The 16,840-nt window shown below is 52.6% G+C and carries 15 protein-coding genes and 1 tRNA gene; 2 read left to right on the top strand and 14 right to left on the bottom strand.

Annotation, left to right across the window (positions count from 1 at the left end; all coding sequences use genetic code 11):
• Positions 1–17: 17 nt before the first annotated feature.
• Positions 18–278, bottom strand: coding sequence for a hypothetical protein (locus NR201_RS14055; RefSeq protein ID WP_256849935.1), 261 nt, complete (start codon positions 276–278; stop codon positions 18–20).
• Between NR201_RS14055 and NR201_RS14050 the strand changes: the two genes are divergently transcribed.
• On the top strand, positions 207–374 hold the full coding sequence (locus NR201_RS14050; RefSeq protein WP_372340266.1) for a helix-turn-helix transcriptional regulator: 168 nt from the start codon (positions 207–209) through the stop codon (positions 372–374). The genes NR201_RS14055 and NR201_RS14050 overlap by 72 nt on opposite strands.
• Here NR201_RS14050 and NR201_RS14045 read toward each other — a convergent pair.
• Positions 358–1,527 (bottom strand): site-specific integrase, encoded by a 1,170-nt coding sequence (locus NR201_RS14045; protein ID WP_187510579.1) that lies wholly within the window; start codon positions 1,525–1,527, stop codon positions 358–360. The two genes, NR201_RS14050 and NR201_RS14045, sit on opposite strands and share 17 nt — an antisense overlap.
• Positions 1,528–1,720: 193 nt before the next feature.
• Between NR201_RS14045 and NR201_RS14040 the strand changes: the two genes are divergently transcribed.
• Positions 1,721–1,795: transfer RNA gene (locus NR201_RS14040), tRNA-Arg, on the top strand.
• Between the two features lie 229 nt (positions 1,796–2,024).
• On the opposite strand, the gene NR201_RS14035 is transcribed toward NR201_RS14040, so the two are convergent.
• The 12 genes from NR201_RS14035 to NR201_RS13980 all read right to left on the bottom strand — a co-directional run bounded on the left by NR201_RS14035 (position 2,025) and on the right by NR201_RS13980 (position 16,833).
• On the bottom strand, positions 2,025–3,410 hold the full coding sequence (locus NR201_RS14035; RefSeq protein ID WP_033772325.1) for a VasL domain-containing protein: 1,386 nt from the start codon (positions 3,408–3,410) through the stop codon (positions 2,025–2,027).
• A gap of 91 nt (positions 3,411–3,501) precedes the next feature.
• Complete coding sequence (locus tag NR201_RS14030; RefSeq protein ID WP_033788154.1) at positions 3,502–3,972, bottom strand: hypothetical protein; 471 nt, start codon at positions 3,970–3,972, stop codon at positions 3,502–3,504.
• A gap of 14 nt (positions 3,973–3,986) precedes the next feature.
• Positions 3,987–4,439: a type VI secretion system baseplate subunit TssE gene (gene tssE / locus NR201_RS14025; protein WP_062758737.1), complete on the bottom strand. Its 453-nt coding sequence runs from the start codon at positions 4,437–4,439 to the stop codon at positions 3,987–3,989.
• Positions 4,432–4,968 (bottom strand): type VI secretion system lipoprotein TssJ, encoded by a 537-nt coding sequence (gene tssJ, locus NR201_RS14020; RefSeq protein WP_171820335.1) that lies wholly within the window; start codon positions 4,966–4,968, stop codon positions 4,432–4,434. Before tssJ ends, tssE begins: the two co-directional genes overlap by 8 nt.
• Positions 4,949–6,052: a type VI secretion system baseplate subunit TssG gene (gene tssG, locus NR201_RS14015; protein WP_182504375.1), complete on the bottom strand. Its 1,104-nt coding sequence runs from the start codon at positions 6,050–6,052 to the stop codon at positions 4,949–4,951. The genes tssJ and tssG overlap by 20 nt, the downstream gene beginning before the upstream one ends.
• Positions 6,007–7,770 (bottom strand): type VI secretion system baseplate subunit TssF, encoded by a 1,764-nt coding sequence (gene tssF, locus NR201_RS14010; RefSeq protein WP_158149145.1) that lies wholly within the window; start codon positions 7,768–7,770, stop codon positions 6,007–6,009. Before tssF ends, tssG begins: the two co-directional genes overlap by 46 nt.
• 20 nt (positions 7,771–7,790) lie before the next feature.
• Positions 7,791–9,386 carry a type VI secretion system protein TssA gene (gene tssA, locus NR201_RS14005; RefSeq protein ID WP_256849873.1) on the bottom strand — a complete coding sequence of 532 codons (1,596 nt, stop codon included), beginning with the start codon at positions 9,384–9,386 and terminating at the stop codon, positions 7,791–7,793.
• Entirely contained in the window at positions 9,386–12,805 is a 3,420-nt protein-coding gene (locus tag NR201_RS14000; RefSeq protein ID WP_256849872.1) for an ImcF-related family protein, read from the bottom strand. The genes tssA and NR201_RS14000 overlap by 1 nt, the downstream gene beginning before the upstream one ends.
• A complete protein-coding gene (locus NR201_RS13995; RefSeq protein WP_256844630.1) occupies positions 12,792–13,952 on the bottom strand; it encodes a hypothetical protein in 1,161 nt (386 codons plus the stop codon). The genes NR201_RS14000 and NR201_RS13995 overlap by 14 nt, the downstream gene beginning before the upstream one ends.
• A 3-nt stretch (positions 13,953–13,955) precedes the next feature.
• Entirely contained in the window at positions 13,956–14,222 is a 267-nt protein-coding gene (locus NR201_RS13990) for a PAAR domain-containing protein (protein WP_071998046.1), read from the bottom strand.
• A 29-nt stretch (positions 14,223–14,251) separates the two neighbouring features.
• Positions 14,252–14,932 carry a hypothetical protein gene (locus tag NR201_RS13985; protein ID WP_033772338.1) on the bottom strand — a complete coding sequence of 227 codons (681 nt, stop codon included), beginning with the start codon at positions 14,930–14,932 and terminating at the stop codon, positions 14,252–14,254.
• Positions 14,929–16,833 carry a LysM peptidoglycan-binding domain-containing protein gene (locus NR201_RS13980; RefSeq protein WP_256849871.1) on the bottom strand — a complete coding sequence of 635 codons (1,905 nt, stop codon included), beginning with the start codon at positions 16,831–16,833 and terminating at the stop codon, positions 14,929–14,931. The genes NR201_RS13985 and NR201_RS13980 overlap by 4 nt, the downstream gene beginning before the upstream one ends.
• Positions 16,834–16,840 lie beyond the last annotated feature (7 nt).

The following is a 16,840-nucleotide window of genomic DNA, read 5'->3' as shown; positions in this document are numbered from 1 at the left end:
GGAACGTTCTCAGGCCCTTAAGCAGTGCTGAGAATAGGATGAACATCAACCGATGCCCAGCCGACTCTAGGGAAAAGAGTCTCACAATTCTGGGCCACCAGCGGCTGGCACAAACTTAAACTGAATATCAATACGCCGTGACCTGTCACGGCTAAACAAACCTGATGCAGCAGGAATGTGTGGAGAAGAATATGCACCACGACTTTATGAGTGAAAAAGAAGTTTTGGACGAAATTGGTAAAGCGAGAACGGCACTCTGGCGGCTGCGTAAGCAGCATGGCTTTCCTGCGCCAGTGCTAACACATCCGGCGCGGTATAGCCGCAGAGCGGTGGAGAAATGGATTTGTGATGGAGGGATTAACCGAGCTGTTTAACGTGCCAGAATATTTTATCTGCGTACAGCTCATACGCCTTTCTTTGATCTTCCAGCCAGTCGTGTTTGTTGTACACAGCCATGACACCACCAAGTTCATGCCCCAGCATTTTCTCAGTGACATGGGGCATGATCCCTTCGCTTGATAAGTTAGTCACCAAAGAACGGCGGAAGTCGTGGGTGCGCCATTCAGGTATATCAATACTCTCTCTCATTTTCCGCATGTACAGATTTGATGAAGAGCGGTCGATGGCTTTATCCAATTCCTGCCCAGGAAACAAAATCTTATTCCCATTATTGAGAAGACGCTCAACCATAGGCTTCATTTGTTCAAAGATCGGACGCCGGATGATGTTCCCCATCTTTGAATGTTCAGATGGGGTAGTCCATATCCAATCAGTGGTATTAAATTCTGCAGCATTTGCCAGGCGAAGCTCAGACAGGCGAGCACCCCACAGCAACAGCATCTGATGCAGTAACCTGTTTGATGTAACGACCTTGCTGTTCTCAAGCGCCAGCCATACTTTAGCGAGCTCGCTGTAGGTCAGAACGCGATCACCAACGTCCGGTTTCTTGCCAATATTCTTGACACTCAGTTTAGTGATCTCACATGAAGGTATCAGCTGCCGGCTGATGCACCAGTGAATGACTGATCGCAGTTGAAGCAGCAGAACGCGGGCTTTCTTCTTATTTAGCTTTTCCTGTTTATCAAAGAACTGGACCCACGCTGATACAGGGATGTTGGCAACAGGCACATCTTCAAACTCGTTGTACATGGTGTTGTACACAACCGATTTGTAAAGCACCTGTGTATTGTGCTTTAGGTCTTTAACATATTTTTCCCACCAGTTATCCAGGCACTCTTTCAGAGTCAGCTCACCAGTGCTTCCGGCAAAATAGGTTTTTGGGTTAACCCCCTTCGTGTACAATCCACGCATCTCGCCTACGGCAATGCGGGCATCTTTCAGCGATGTTGAAGGGTAGCGACCGACAGTGAGACGCACAGGCTTTCCATTCCAGCGGTAGCGGTGCTGAAATGTAATTGTGCCAGATGGAGTGATGCGAACGCTCAGACCGTCACCATCGGTTAGTTCCGCTGGTCCGTTGTAAGCTTTGCCATTGATGCTTCTTAATTTGGTGTCACTCAGCGCCACAATGATTTCCTGTACACAATCCCTAGAGGCATTCTGTACTCAATGTGTACTCATTGGCAAGTGAACGAAGCGATGTTCAAGGTGAAGTGAGGGGAACCACGCGAAACAAATTAGAATGCAAAGCTTGTAAAAAACTGAGGTTTTACGATAGGATGCGAACCGTCGGAACAACTTCAAAACTTCCGCGAACAACGTCCTCTTAGTTAAATGGATATAACGAGCCCCTCCTAAGGGCTAGTTGCAGGTTCGATTCCTGCAGGGGACACCAGACCTGCCCTGTACTTAAACCCGCCCTATCAATTAAAACTCTTAATAATCAATATCAAGCCATTACTGACGGCTATCCCCCTTTGCCCTTTTTCTTCTCAGAATCAATAATCATTTGCCGGCCCTGGCTATGTTCTTTAGGCAAATCCATCAACACCAGTGAATGAGTTGTGATTATGACCTGCCAGGTCTGGGTTATTAGCTGGATACCTGTGCTTTAAATATCTTTTTTATTTTAATGAATCCTGTTTTATTTCTGCATAACGGGCAATCAGTTGCTTCAGATGCATCTCCAGCTGAGCTCTGACAGCAGCAGGCAAAGGTTCGCCTGCTGGATTTTGTGACAATACCCTTAGCTGCTCTTCAGCCGGTATGGATTGATTAAAGGACTGCATAGCGGAAAAAACGACTGACTTCAGCTCACTGACCGTCAGGTATTTTCCTTTCTGCACATCCAGTTCGTTCAGCCTGTCACTCAGTTTTTGTAGTGTCGCCATTCCCTGAGACCAGCCATTCAGCTGTTCTGTTGGCAATGCGGCAGCATTAAGTTGTTGCTGCCACTGCTGGATTAGTGGCTTAGCCTGCTCCGGCCAAAGTACCCGGACCTGTTCCAGCAACTGTCGACTGTATTCAATATTCCAGTCAGGAGGCAATTTACCCAGCCGGGCAAGCTGCTGCTGTGTTTGTGTTATTAAAACCTGTGGTAACGGAGCTTGCTGACGCCACATATCCAGTTGTTCAGGCGTGAGAGATGCAGGCAATGGAGCCAGTGAGGCTGCAAGCTGAGTCTGCAACGGGACTGGCCGATTAAGAAACTGCCAGCTCCATAGTGTGACTGTGCTTACCACCAGCATGGTACACATCCCGGCAGCGAAGAATTTCCATTTTTTTACCTGATTGGGCATTGCCGCCATTGCTTCTGCATTCGCCTGGTGTTCCGGCAGCGCCGCATAAACCCACTTCACTACGCTTGCTGACGTATCTTCAGGCGGACTACCAGCAAGGTCCCTCGTGGATGCTGCGGCACTATTCATCGCGGTGGCAGGCAACCTGATACCTGGCTGAATGTCCGGCCTGGTGCTGGTTATGCCATCGCTGTGTTCCAGCCTGGCAGCACTGTTGTGCATCAAGGTACGTAACGTATCGAGCTGGCTCAGATGCTTAAGCTCCAGGCCCTGCAGCACCTCACCCAGAGCGGTAAGCTGTTGCTCCGCCCGATACAGCTGGCTGAGGTCGCTGTGATTTAGCGGGAGCGAGCGAATCAGTTGCTGTAAACGCTGACTCAGACTGCTGAGGATTTTCATGCGGGCATGGACAGGCTGCGGCCAGAGTGCGCCCCACTGATGGCTTATCAGTGCCTCGAGTATCGCCAGACCTTCATTGAGCCCCAATAAACCAGCCAGTTGCGTTCGGGCCAGCGTGTACCAGGACAGCGTCTGTAGCTCCACACCATTCTGCTCAAACAGTGAGAGACAGCGTTTTTCGGCATAACGCCAGTTCACATCCGGGCGAGCCGGATGTGTCAGCTTACTCAGTTCATCACGCAGGGCGGCATAATCCGGTAGCGTGCGCGGGTCACCACCGGTTTTGATTTTATGTGGGGGGATGTGATTCATGACCAGTTGTCCATTTTGACGCGTACGGAAATATGGAGGATTAACGCTTATGCGGGCATATTCAGAGGAACGGGTACTGCAATACCAGCAGTTATGGCAGAAGCGCCAGAATCAGACTAAAAAAGGTGCTTTCATCAAAACTCTGTCCGGGACGGGATAATGCTCCCGGCGGAGTAAAGGACCAGTCACTGAAATGACCTGCCCGCATGAAAAGGCGCCCCACAGACGTCACACTGCCTTCTGCATGAAGAGTCACTTCCACGCATCCTGTCACGCCCTGACCGTACAAAAATACCGGTGTAAATTTTACAGAGCGATCGTCGTAACGCAGGGTGATAGCGGCAATCTCAAAAGTCCTGTCCTCCACCAGCAGATCCGTAACAGCAACGGTAAATGTTTCCACATTCAATCCGGTACCCACCAGCCACGCATCCATCTGCTCCTGAAGCTGCACCATTCGCAGGCGAAACTCTGCAATATCGGCCTGAGTCTTGCTGGTAGATAAGATCGGGGCTGGCTCTCTGGCCTGTAGTTTTTCGAGGAACTGTGATTTTACTGACATGGTATTAACTGGCCTTACAGCCGGGTTGCTGTGTCGAGATACTGCTGTTGCTTCAGGTGTCGCAGGAGAACCCGCCCTTCTGGCATAAACTCTGTGCCATAGCGTACGAGGCCAACACCGTTAAGTTCCGCATCAATGGCGTAGCGCAACTCACCGGGGATGTTCTGTTCCAGCAGGACAACGGCTATTTTTCTCAGGCGTGGCTCATATCTGAGCAGAACAGCCGACAGAGCACCCATCAGTTCATGGGCAGTCCCCGGCATGCCCTGCAGGATTTTGGTCATATCCGGCAGGCCATAGTCCGGCAGATGCGCCAGCGTGCCAGCACGGCAGTTAAGGATCCGTTGCATGTTATCGAGCACGGACAAAATCACCTGATTTTGTTCACTGACCTGATGGAGATCGAGGCCGCCGGTGAAGTTGCCGTAGAGTGTTTCATACAATGAAGGACGGGATAACTCACTCATCTTTCAGCGCCTGAAGTGTCAGCCGGTTGTTCCCCGCCTCAATGACGCGTGCTTTATCCGGATCGAGATCGTCACGACTCAGCACCACACGCCAGGTGTTGTTCTCCTGGTCCGGTGACATAAACATCCCGGCCACCGCCACATACTGCGCACTCTCTTCCATCGGCATATCAACCGTCACTGCCCCACCCGGCTGCAGGCGGATGTCTTTCTCCGCCACCAGGTCTGCTTTGATGGCCTGACTGTCAGCCTTAAACAGTGACGGATAGTCCGTCATGTCGAATGTTTTCCGGTCTTTGAGCTGGTAAATACGCACCACCGTCGACAGCGCCACCCCGCCTGCATTGCTGTTAACGGCCTCGCGGGCGCGGATATCCAGATGCAGGGTTTTTACCTGCTTGTAAAAAATCGATTTGGTCACGGCAACGGTGCCGTCTGTCACTTTCTGGGTCAGCCCACAGCCAGCGAGCATCAGTGTGATGCCCGCGGCCAGTGCAACCAGAGGAAATTTACCAGCGGTAATCGCCATCTTCATCGGTCTCCCTGCGTTGAATATTTTCCTGTACACGCTCATAGCGGCCAAGATTGATGGTTATGGTTTTGGGGTGCATGACGGTGTTCGCTGCATTCAGCGGCCGCATCACGGCGGTACGGCCCAGTTGCACGGCACCTGCCTGCGGTTTACTGCTGATGGTCGCGTCAGGCAGCAGACTTCGGTCGACACACAGCTGTAACCGCACATCGAGGCGGGAGCCAAGATAGACATGCAGCAGCGCCATTAAATCCGTGTGAAGCTCCCCGCCCGGTAACCAGCCCTGTACTTCAGCCGGGTCAGAGGTGGTCAGGCGCATCAGCACCCGGCTGTTCACGTCGGTGGCATAGCTGCCCATCACCGGACGGTTTGTCAGGGTGACGGGCTGGCTGACGCTCATGGTCAGGGGCTTTTTCAGCGGCGCGCGGCGTTTATCGTGGTGCCAGATTTTCGCCTGTGTGTTGGGTGCCAGCAGGCGCACCAGCGAGGCCATGCCTTCTGCGGTACGCCCCGGCAGCAACATGACCGGCAGCAGTGCCAGAAAGCGTGAAGCCGGAGTCGCGATACTGTCCGTGCAGCCGTTAATCCCGAGCCCGGCAAGTCCCAGCAGGTACTGCGAGGTGTTGTCCTTACCGCCTTCTTCGAAAGTCGCCGGGTATGAGTATTTACGCCAGATACGGTAGTACTGGGCAATCAGCCGGTGGTTGAAGATATCGAGGAAATCCGCGGTGGCCTCATACCCTTCCCGTCGCTGGGTAATGTCATCGATATAGTGCGTCGGCAGCGGGGACTCCACGCCGTAGAGTCCCATAAAGGTGATGCGCACAGTCGGCGGCAGATGCGAATGCTCAGACTGCTCAATACCTTTAATTTCTGAAGCCGGAAAACCCATCCCCGGGTGTGGCCGAAAACGTACCGGTTCATGACGTACCTGCCAGGTACTGCCCGTAACCGGTTTGTCCGGCTGGTTCTGCTCCAGCAACTGGCAGAAGCGGTAAAAGTTGATATATGGCAGCCGGTCCCCCAGTTGCGCTATCAGCCGGGCAGGCGCGGACTGTGATTCTCTTTCCACCGGATGCATTTTCCTTCTGGCTGAACAATGAGGGTGAGCTGGTTAAACTGGTTCATATCGGCATACAGAGCAAAGAACCGGTTTAGCATTTCACCGAACAGGTGAATATCGCCCTCGCCGGTGAAGCCGTTGCTGTCGAGGGTCACTTCGATATCCAGCCCCCGCAGCAGGTAGCCCTGCTCAAAACGTTGCAGGCGGTGGTGCTCCACCTGCTGAATCGCCTCCAGACGCCGGGTATTCAGTTCATCTCCCTGCCAGTTATAGAGTGCCAGCGTCCCGCGCAGCACTTCGGCAGTACTCATCATATTCAGAAACCCGGAGCCGAGGTGGCTCAATACCCGCCAGTGGAAACGGTCTTCCGCAGGCGGGTAAACCGGCAGCGTGGGCTTACAGAGGTTGCGTACTGAAAGCGGTGTACTGACCACCTGCTCACTGCGGTCGAGCAGCGTGCTCTGAAGCGCCCGGCGCGGTAACTGACCGTTGGTGCCGGTGATTTGCAGCGATACGGCTTCGCGCTCAAACAGGCGGTCATCTTCCCACTGGTGCCCGCCCAGAATCAGCCAGGTGTCATACAGCCCGGTGACACCCCGCTTAACGCGGGTGTGGTAATAGCGAGGTGGCGCATGACTGCGCATCATCCCGCCCTTGTGGCGGAAGCTGCTGAACGGCACGTATTCGGCATCACTGGTGCGGTTTGAACCGGTAACCGAATCCACCGAATAAATCTCAGTATGCCCGTCCTGGAGCCGCTTAGGACGCAGCAGGTACTCACTTTCAAGCCCGGTGATGGTGAGAGGGTCAGCCTCCAGCGTAAACAGGTTAATCACCGGCACGCAGTGGAGGCGAACCGCATCATCGGTGACCGGCAGGTCTGATGGCCACGGCGTGCTGAAGACCACTTCGATGTCGAAGTACTCAGCCCCGGCAGGCGGCGTAATGTCGTCCAGACCGTTGAGGTGGACAAACATAAACTTGTTGCGGAAGGTGAAATACTCCAGCAGCAGCTGGTAGCCACTGAATGCGGTGTCGCCTTTCGGCCACAGCCCATCCTCTTCGGCAAACCCGCCCGGTGAGAAATACCCGTCAAGCCGGATACGGTCGATCTGCCCGGGCAGGCGCATATACAGAGCGGCCTGCCTTCTGGTCAGCATCAGGTGCAGCTGGCTACTGACGGGCGCGTCAGCCTCAAGATAGAGGCTCAGGTGACTGAGGTCAGCATGGGACCAGTCTGCCTGAGTGCTGCAGGCAAAGCGCATCCGCAGCAGCGAACGCCCGTCAGGCTCAGTGGTCATAGTCACCCCTGAGATGTTCAGCGGGTTGAGCATCACATCCCGGGTAGTACGGTAGCGACAGACCGTATTTTTAGGCCCCACCGGGCGGGAATACACTTCCAGACCCGCTGGCATCACTTCCGCCATCTTCACGGCCTGAAGCGCAGGTGTGAACGCCACTACTGAGAGTGAAGGAATGGTGCGCAGGTAGTGTGGCCAGAGCATGCTGACCAGCCCTTCGGTCAGTTCCGGCAGGTCGTCGTCAATCTTCTCGCGCAGCCGCCCCATCGAAAAAGCAAAACCTTCAAACAGACGTTCGACATAGGGATCAGGTGTGCCGGCCTTATCCAGATCCAGCATCGCGGCCCGATCCGGATGGGTCTGAGCAAATTCTTTGGCCGCTTCACGGAGGTAGCGCATTTCCGCGTCGTAATAACGCAGGGTCAAATCTTCCATTTATTTCTGTTCCTGTGGATTTAACCGCAAAGCACGGCGGCACGGGCGGGATCGACGGCGATCAGCCCGGCAAGTAACTGGTCCATTACCGGCGTAAGGCGGGTCTTATCAGCCTCACTGCGACCGGCTTTCAGGCGCAGGAGTTTCAGATGACGGGCCTGTACCTCAAACAGCAGCTCTGGCTCCCAGTCATTGAGGGTCACTTCTCTGGCGCGCTCACCCAGTTCTGCAAACAGGTGCACCGCCAGGTCATTCTTACCGTACTGCTCAGCAATGCGGCCCATTAGCAGTCGCAACAGCCATTGCTGGCGCGCGGTGGCGATGCCGGGCCGGGTCTGCAACCAGCCCAGCGCCGCATCCGGGCCTTCACTGTCGGCCAGCGCTACGGCTTCCGGCTCCAGCGACAGAATGTCATCGTTACCGGCGGTGACCGGGGCTGATGGCGTGTCATTACCCCAACCGCCGACGGTGTCCAGCACGCTCTGCTGGATCCAGTTCAGCGTCACTTCGTCCGCAAACGGCGTGCCGTCACTGAACGCCAGCGTCTCCAGCCCGGACAGGCGCGACAGCAGCCCTTTCAGATCAGCCGTGACAATGTCGGCCAGCGTTTCCTTGCCGGATTTCGTCAGCGCCTGGTGGATGTACCACTGTAAATCCAGCCACAGGTGGTTGGCACCGCGGGAAAACGTGCTGTCTGCTGTATCCAGCATTTCAGCCCAGTTCTGCTGCAGGTAGAGGCGTTTGAGTAACGCGCGCTGATCCGCCCTTGGTGGCTCGATGCGTGTACGCCCCTGCGCATCCGGGGCCGGGATAGCCCGCAGGGTGTCATGACGCAGACTTTTCATCAGATGGTGTGCTGACAGCCAGCCGTCCGGCTGCTCACGCAGATATTCGGTGAGGGTGCGGGCCTGGGCCAGCAAATCCTGGCCGGAAGTGATACGCCCGATAGCCGGTGCATCGTTGTGACTGGCAGGTGAAGGGGTTTCGCTGGTACTGGCGTTCTGCGGTACCACGGCATCCACGCCCCCCGCTTTGTGCAAACGACTTTCCAGGGCACCGTACAGCGCACTGAGTTCAGGACGGGTTTCATCGGGCTCATTCTCAATAAGCTGTGATATCAGCAGCAGCGCACCAGTGGTTCGCATCGCATCGATCCTGACAACTTCCGGGTACAGGGAAAGCGAGTCGGTCATGCGCGACCCTGCCAGCCATTCCAGTGCCGCCTTACGGCTGCGGTCACGCTGCGGGTGCAGCTGTGGTCCAAAGCGTTCCAGCAGGCCAGCCAGCAGTTCGAGCCCTTCCGCCAGCCCCTGCTCACCTTCGCGGTGCAGCTTCGCCCAGCAGTAGTACGTCGCCACACGGATATCTTTGGCGGTCGTGGTCAGCAGCTTCTCTGCCAGCCGGCAGATGAGCTCGGTATCCGCGCCGGAGAGCTTGTTGACCTCCTCGCGCATCTGCTGGAAGTCATCGTTATAGCCCGGATCCTCGCCCACGGGTGATGAACCGGACAGCGGCTGCAGCCAGCTGTCCCACTGCACCACGCGTTCACGGGTGGCAGCAAGCAGAGATGCCTGCTCTGTCTGGCAGGCACTAAGTAAGGCATTGAGCGTGCTCATCAGTAGACTTCCTCTGCATCACTGGCCGTATCAGTCGCCGGGTCTGACGGTGCGATACCGGTGGTGCTGAAGATGGTTTCCGGCAGGCGGAAGTTACGCAGCTTCAGCAGTGCCAGCGGGCCTTCTCCCGCTTCGGTACGCAGGGTGTAATTGAGCATGCGACCGTCCTGTGCTTTCCAGCTCAGGCTGTAACTGCTGCCCACGCCCGGGTAGGCACTGACGGCGGCTTTATCGAGCAGGCGGATCCAGCCCCAGGCACCAGGAATATCGGCGTACTGGCGGGTGCCAGCCTGGATACTAACCCAGCTCAGGTTCGCGCCAGGGACTTCGGTATCCGCAGGCCACGAAAAGCGCTTCCACGCTGGCAGTTGGTTCAAATAGGTCAGCTTCTGGCTGTCGATAATCATATCCGTCTGCATCACGCCAGCGGCGGTGCCCGGGCGCAGCTCGAAGTTCATGCCGGCATTGCCTTCGGTGAAGGCCACATCCGAGATATGACTCAGGGTGTTGATGGCGTTGAGGAACGCCGGATTAAAGGCCAGGCCCTGCGAGTTGATGCTGTCCGGCACCCAGTGGTTGCCCTCTTTGTGCAGCACGCCTTTGAGGCGGATTTGCAGGAACTGCGCGATACGCCCGGAATCTGCGTTGAGGTATTTGGCCAGCAGCGGCAGAGAAACATCACTGCTGGAGTTGTTGAACGGATAACGGCCACCAAAGGCACTGTTCCACTCAGCCACCACCGCCTGCTGCCACTGTGCATTGAGGCTGTCGGCCGCCGGGGTCAGCACCTGCTGCCAGGCCTGCTCCATTGGGTTCACAAACACCGTGCGCCCAAAGCCGCTCCACTCCTGACCGAGACTCGCGGCAATCAGGCTGCCGTAGTCGCGGGTTTCGGTCAGATCCACAGCCTTGCCCTGGAATACGGTCTGGGCAATGGTCTGGGCCATAGCCTGCGGGTCAGCAGCATTGGTCACCTGCTGCAGTCGCAGACGCACCTGCGTCACGCGGGTCAGAAACGACTGCAGACTCAACTCCTGTGCGCCCGTGCGGATCTTGTCCATCAGCGCCAGCACCGGGCCAAAGGTCGCATCCAGCGGGCCATGAACCCCGACACTCTGGTCAATGGCATCTTTGTTGTCACCACCGAGCAGGTTCTTCGCTGACTTCACCAGCGAGTCGGAAATCGCTTCGCCAGTTTGACCCGTGCGCCCCTGCACATTGAGGGTGTTCATCAACGCCACCAGAGGTGACTGACGCACATCAGCCATCAGAGTCAGCTGGTCAATAGAGTCCGACAGCGTGGTGGCCCGGTTCCAGCGCAGGCTGTTGAGAAACTCCAGCCAGGCTCCGCCGAAGTCAGCGAAGTAGCGCTCGGTCAGACGTTTTTTCAGTGCTTCCGGCGAGGTTTCGTTCTGTTTATTCACCTGACGCTTACTGTCAGTCAGCACCCAGTCAAGCTCGTCCCGGCGCGCCTTCACCACCTTTTCGATGGCGGGCTGCACGGCCTGCTCCCAGGCCTGACGGGTGAACATGCCCGGCACGATTTCCGTAGTGCTGAACAGACGGGATGCATCGGTATCGCCGGTCATGTCTTCAAGGCGCATATCGACATACAGATGCGCCACCTGGGAGAGCATCTTCTGGTACAGGGTCGACTCACTGTTACGTAAGCCCATCAGGCGAACCAGCAGGGAACGCGCCTGGCTGACCATGTTCTCATCTGCCCGCAATTTCCACTCAGGGTGCGCAACCAGCTGCGCACCATAGAACGACAGCAGTGACGGCGCCACGCCCTGCCAGACACCGTCTTTCACGCCATCGCGTTTTGGCCAGTCGTGCAACAGCGCCGGGCTGAACCAGGCCGCGTCCATATGTTCCGGACGCGCCAGCATCAGGTAGAGCTTGAGCTGGTCATAGGTGGCTTTTGCCATCTGCTCACGCAGTGGGCTACCCGGCGGCAACGCGTTAAAGGCGCTGACTTGCTTTTGAAGATGGGTTGCGGCCGCATCCCGCAACAGCGGCAGTGCACTGTCCTGATAGCGTGGCCAGAGTGCTGCCAGCAGGGCATTATTCTGGCTCAGGCCGGCCTTCTCGTACCACGGCACGCCATGCTCAGAGCGGTACTGCAGACGAGCCAGGGTTTTCTGGAGTTCAGACAGCGCGTGCAGGCGCTGCTCCAGCGGCTGATTCTGTCGGGCGGCAAGTGCGGTCTGGATATTCGCGCCGTCAATCTGGCTGCGGTTGGTGACATACGCGATGCTCATCCATGCAGCCCAGCCCACCATCGCCAGGGCGACAACTGACGCAAACACTTTGCGCCATGGAATGCCCGGCTTGCGCGGACGCAGTCCGGCAGGAAGCGTGCGGACAGACTCAGGCAAAACATCCCAGCGCTTATCCATGCCCCAGTGATGTGTTACGACACGTTCGGCACCGGCAGAGGGCTGACTAAACACCACACCAGCCAGCGGCAGCGGGCGGTACGGATTGAGCATCACCGACAGCGGTGCAGTCACACTTTCTGGTTCGCGAATGAGCTGGTCAGCCAGCGTCAGTAAGAAGTTATGTTTCACCTCACCGCAGGTCTGCTGCAGACCCTGTGAAGTCAAATCCGGCGTCAGGGCAGAGAGTTGTTCTGCCAGCCCTTCGGTACGACAACCGACAGGTAACAGGCAGCCGGTAGCCTGCGTAATGCGCCCTTCCTGCTTATCGGCGCGCGGGTGCAGGGACCAGACATACAGCGGGAGTTTCCAGCCAAGCGTTTCCATACGCGCGCTAATGGCATGAGACAGGGAGTCCATGGTGCTTTCAGACGGTACCGGCAGCGGCTGTTCCAGTCCCGGTGCTGAGAGCTGGTCAAAGGCCGAGGTGACCCACACCAGCCCATCCACCGGACGGCGGCGCAGTTTGCGCAGCGCGGTCAGCCAGGCGCTGTCTGCTGGCGTATTGAGGTCACCGCCCCACAGCAATAGCGTGCCGCGATCTTCCTGCCAGAGCTGGCTGGTGAGGCCGGGTGTGAGCTGCTCCACTTCTGCAGCAGTACCAGTTATCAGCAGGATACGTGTTTTACGGCCCCAGCGCCGACCGTAGAGGTTACGCATGGCGAGGCGGATGGAGTCGACGGTGACATTGCGTGGGGCGGTCTGTTTGACACGTCCTTCATCGGCAGGCAGGACACTTTTACGCTTTGCCTGAAAACGCGACCACTGTTGTTTAATCGCAAGACAAATGATTTTGCCATGGCGGACAAGCAGCAGAAGGATTATCACCGCCATAAATACCAGCAGCTTAAGGCCAATACTGGTCAGTCCGAACGCATCCCCCTTTTTCCAGATAGCCAATCCGATCGCGACAGCAATCAGCGCAGTAATACTGATGCGTCCCCAGTTACCACGCCACACTGAGTTATCCTTCGCCATTCATCAGATTCCCTGTAGTTACGGTATTTACAAATCGCTGCTCTTTGTCACCCGAAAGCATCAGGCAATCTTCTTTTGTGAGCATAGCTATATCACTGACGACGGCGGCCATAATCCACGGTGAGAAAGGACCGCTGAGCCCGGCATATTTCTCCAGCCAATGGCACTGCTGGGGTTTCCAGCGGCCTTCATATTGTTTTGCACTGGCCAGCAGAGTGGAAAAATCATAACCCCACTCCATGCTGTCACCCACTATTGCACGCGCAGCGATAGCCTGTGATTGGGTCGAGAAAAAGGTATCAAGCTCTTCACTCAGCATTTGGGTTGATTCAAGCGACATAGGCCGAAGAAGGCGAGCGTGATGGTTAAGCTGATACTTCGTTGCTACATCATCAGAGGTCAGCATTAAAGCCGAGAGCGAATCACTGTACTCATTCCCTCCCTGAGTCTGGTGAACTAACAGAAGCTCAACATCCAGAATCGGGGATTTAAGACGTTCGCCCACCCAATCGAAGGTTCGGTCTTTAAGAATTGTCAGTAACGGTACGGGAAACGCCTGTCCAACTAACTGGAGCCAGCATGCTGAAAATTCTCTCTGCAATGTCTTATCAGGATCGTGTGAATCCGTCAGTAAGGTTGCGTGGAAAGGGAGGTCAGTTAAGCGCTGTAATTCTGATATGTCCAGGCCCCCAATCAATGCTGAAAAAGCATCTTCGCCCACAGGTAACGTTATTCCCCGAGAAAGAGAGCTACCCTGCTCAAGATCTTTGGGGGCCTGCAGAAATGTGGATGGCGTCAATTCATGAGGCAGGATAACCCGGCTATGCAGAACCGCCAGATAACGCCCGGCCCAGGAAATCCATTGCTGCTGTGCATAATCTGCTTCATCAGATTCAAACTGGTGACGATCCATTGCGTGGTTATACATCCAGCCGCGAATACAAATCGTCACGAACCAGATAAAAAGAGGGCTTCCGGCAACAATCCAGAGGTTAAATTTTTGCAATTCATCCAGAAACTGATTGGCGTGGAGTACAAAGAGCAACACTCCAGCAATAACAGCAATAAGGCCTGCAATCAGCCAGATGACCAGTGACGGCTCATCAGGTTCTGCAGAAATTGTAGCTTTCTGACGCTCCCAGCTCATAACTTATCCTACTGAACAATCCGGCGCACTGGAGATAACATGGCAACCACATTCACATTCGCAGCCATCCACAACAACAGGCTTCCCATCAGAGATCCATTCTGGTGACCCTTCTATAATGGCATTAATACCATGCCCTTCAACAGGGCAATTAATTTCATCGCCAACGAGGGCTACATTCTTTCCGTTCACGATTATGGTCGAAGATGCAGATATAACCTCACCGCCGTGAGTAGTTTTATCTCCTGGCAATACAAATCCTTTGGACATATCACACCTAACAAATTAGTTTATATGTTTTAATTGAGTCGACGGAAATGAATCCATCCGTTTTTAATTTGAGGAACAATATCATCATCGAGAAATGCAGAACAAACACCGAGTTCACCGACTGCAAAAACCGTTGCAGGATAAGATAAACCTATCCCTTCCCGTCCTTTTGGATCTGGCTCTTCATAATCAGGAATACCATTCTCCCTATAAGCATTAATATCCAAGTATTGATTACAGTCCACATTAAAACTATTGTCATCAATTAATGACAACGGAACCACTTCATCCTTTTTAAGCCTTATCCGTTTCCCTAAGAATTCCTCACCAACAAATATATGGTCTGTGGCATCCTCTGTGACCATTCGAATAGTGCTTGTAGAAATAATCATATCCCCCTCAGTAAATCTAGCGCCAGCCCATCCAACCGTATTCAGATCAGACCCAACACTTTTTTGATAAAAATATACGATTGGGATACCCCCCTTAACTTTAATATATATTTCATTATCATCAGTAAACTTATGAACAGGCGTTAATATATATTCACCCATCAATTTTCTAGGTTCGTTAGCTAAAACACCATACTCTTTCACGGCACCATGATCTTTATAAACCCAATATCCATAATACAGACCATCTTTTACCTTAATAGTATTGCAAAATGCAAAAAAAGGAACGACAGCAATAAAAAACAATATTTTATTCATTGTACAATCTCCACATGGAATGCTGGCTCACCACGATTTTCAAATGGACTGATATATTTCACTTTTCCTGGATTATCTTTTACATATTTTGTAATAGCCTTATCAAAAGCCCGCTGCAAAGTGACAGGTAATAATCTTTTACTTATATCAAATACATTTCTCTGAGCATACGATTCAAGCGAAACACAATGTTTTGAAACAAGACGTCCATCTTTTTGTAAAGAATTGACTTTATCAATCATGGCTTTTTTAACCTGATTCTCCTTACTTTTATCTATGCCACCCACAGCGATACCTACTTGTACAACCTCCCGACCCGCAGCAGCATAATAATCAAGCTGGGATTGTACACCCTTGTTGCACATATTGTTGTACATTGCTTCCACTTGCTCTTCGGGAGTGCGTAGGGTGCTAGTGATAGTAATTTTATGGACACCTGCAGATTTCATTATTCCTTTAATAACATCAATTGAATGAGCAGAAACCAAGCTCTGTAATTTTTCAGATATATCAGTTCGAAACTTGACTAGAGGTTCAAAGTCGTTAACAACAGAAATTTCTTTTGCCTTTCCCTCTGAAGTAGTCTGATGCTTCTCTGGTTCATTTTTACTCCTGCGAGCAACGGACTTATCCGTCGTCGTCGTTTTAATATGAATTACATTATTTTTCTTTTCCGAGTCTGCTGACTTGCTTCCTTTAGGTAAAACGATATGGCTTCTTGAATACTCAATGGCTGCTTTAGCATTAGCATTTTCAACTCCGATGCTTTTGAGAATCTCTTTCCTGGTCTGCTCAGAAACATAGCGGCTAACATATCCATGGTTTTGATTACTATCAGGTATTTTTAATTTCGCACCAATGCGCAACATGTTGACGTTATGGATCTTATTAATTCTTGCCAATTTCTCTACTGATACACGATATTTCTTCGCTATTACTGATAAAGTGTCGCCTTTCTTAACGGTATAAGTTAGAGTCTTATGCTTTTCATTGGTATTTTTTTCAACAGTTGCTTTGGCTAATTCTTTGTAATTATCAGCAAGAATAGCAAACACAATTTCTGAACCTGCGATAGCATTGACTGATTTAGTCATCCCGTTTGCATCAGTCACGCCTTTGATAAAAACTAGAGCTTTCTCATAGTCTGACACTAAATTTGGGCATGTTGAAATGGGAAATGGAAAAATTGCAGCAATATAATTTTTGTTTTTGAATGCTGTATTATTTCCGGTAGACAGTTTAAATATAGTATTAACTTCAGTATTTTTTAGTAACCCTTCCACAACTGATAAATGCTTAGTTATATAAAGCGCCCACTTCTCGCCATCTGCACTTTTCTCACGTGTACCATCGAGATATTTTCCTAAACTATAGGCACCATCATGATGCAACAAATAAAGCCATTCCCAGTATTCACTTTGATCTGATGTGTAACTCTCCATCACCTTCGATTTGTTAAGTAAAAAGGAATAAATAACCGCATAGCATCCTTTTTCAGCGTCAAAAACTTCCTCATTACGAAGATCTAGCTGAAAACCAAGAATGTCTTCAGATTGTGTCAATGCATCGTTGATAAAACCAACCGTTCCTTGTGCTAAACCAGCTGCACTGGTAGTCCCCGCTGCCGCATCGGGATTAAATCCAGACTCAACCTTAGTAGTTAATAATATATAAGATATCTCTTTATAACTTAATCCATAGCGGACAGCTATGGTAATTATCATATCTATAATAGTATCCTGGACATCTTTATTAGCATCTCCTATTGTACGACTGTTACCTCTTAGCTTTCGGGATGTATCTATATCCGGATAGATTGAGATTAAAGAAAATGGTTTAATCTGGTCATCAAAATATGCCTTTCCCTTTTTGGCATTTAAATACTCATATAAATCAGACATACCATAC

Origin of the sequence: Pantoea sp. Fr-CA_6 (assembly GCF_024520895.1) — a bacterium.
In the GTDB taxonomy this organism is placed as follows: domain Bacteria; phylum Pseudomonadota; class Gammaproteobacteria; order Enterobacterales; family Enterobacteriaceae; genus Pantoea; species Pantoea agglomerans.
Note: the sequence above shows the minus strand (reverse complement) of the source record. Positions and strands in the feature narration are given on the sequence as shown.

Bases quoted from the DNA above. Each gene is read 5' to 3' on its own strand.
- NR201_RS14050 (WP_372340266.1), top strand. From the start codon at position 207: ATGAGTGAAAAAGAAGTTTTGGACGAAATTGGTAAAGCGAGAACGGCA.
- NR201_RS14055 (WP_256849935.1), bottom strand. From the start codon at position 278: ATGCTGCTTACGCAGCCGCCAGAGTGCCGTTCTCGCTTTACCAATTTC.
- NR201_RS14035 (WP_033772325.1), bottom strand. From the start codon at position 3,410: ATGAATCACATCCCCCCACATAAAATCAAAACCGGTGGTGACCCGCGC.
- NR201_RS14030 (WP_033788154.1), bottom strand. From the start codon at position 3,972: ATGTCAGTAAAATCACAGTTCCTCGAAAAACTACAGGCCAGAGAGCCA.
- tssE (WP_062758737.1), bottom strand. From the start codon at position 4,439: ATGAGTGAGTTATCCCGTCCTTCATTGTATGAAACACTCTACGGCAAC.
- tssJ (WP_171820335.1), bottom strand. From the start codon at position 4,968: ATGGCGATTACCGCTGGTAAATTTCCTCTGGTTGCACTGGCCGCGGGC.
- tssG (WP_182504375.1), bottom strand. From the start codon at position 6,052: ATGCATCCGGTGGAAAGAGAATCACAGTCCGCGCCTGCCCGGCTGATA.
- tssF (WP_158149145.1), bottom strand. From the start codon at position 7,770: ATGGAAGATTTGACCCTGCGTTATTACGACGCGGAAATGCGCTACCTC.
- tssA (WP_256849873.1), bottom strand. From the start codon at position 9,386: ATGAGCACGCTCAATGCCTTACTTAGTGCCTGCCAGACAGAGCAGGCA.
- NR201_RS14000 (WP_256849872.1), bottom strand. From the start codon at position 12,805: ATGGCGAAGGATAACTCAGTGTGGCGTGGTAACTGGGGACGCATCAGT.
- NR201_RS13995 (WP_256844630.1), bottom strand. From the start codon at position 13,952: ATGAGCTGGGAGCGTCAGAAAGCTACAATTTCTGCAGAACCTGATGAG.
- NR201_RS13990 (WP_071998046.1), bottom strand. From the start codon at position 14,222: ATGTCCAAAGGATTTGTATTGCCAGGAGATAAAACTACTCACGGCGGT.
- NR201_RS13985 (WP_033772338.1), bottom strand. From the start codon at position 14,932: ATGAATAAAATATTGTTTTTTATTGCTGTCGTTCCTTTTTTTGCATTT.
- NR201_RS13980 (WP_256849871.1), bottom strand. From the start codon at position 16,833: ATGTCTGATTTATATGAGTATTTAAATGCCAAAAAGGGAAAGGCATAT.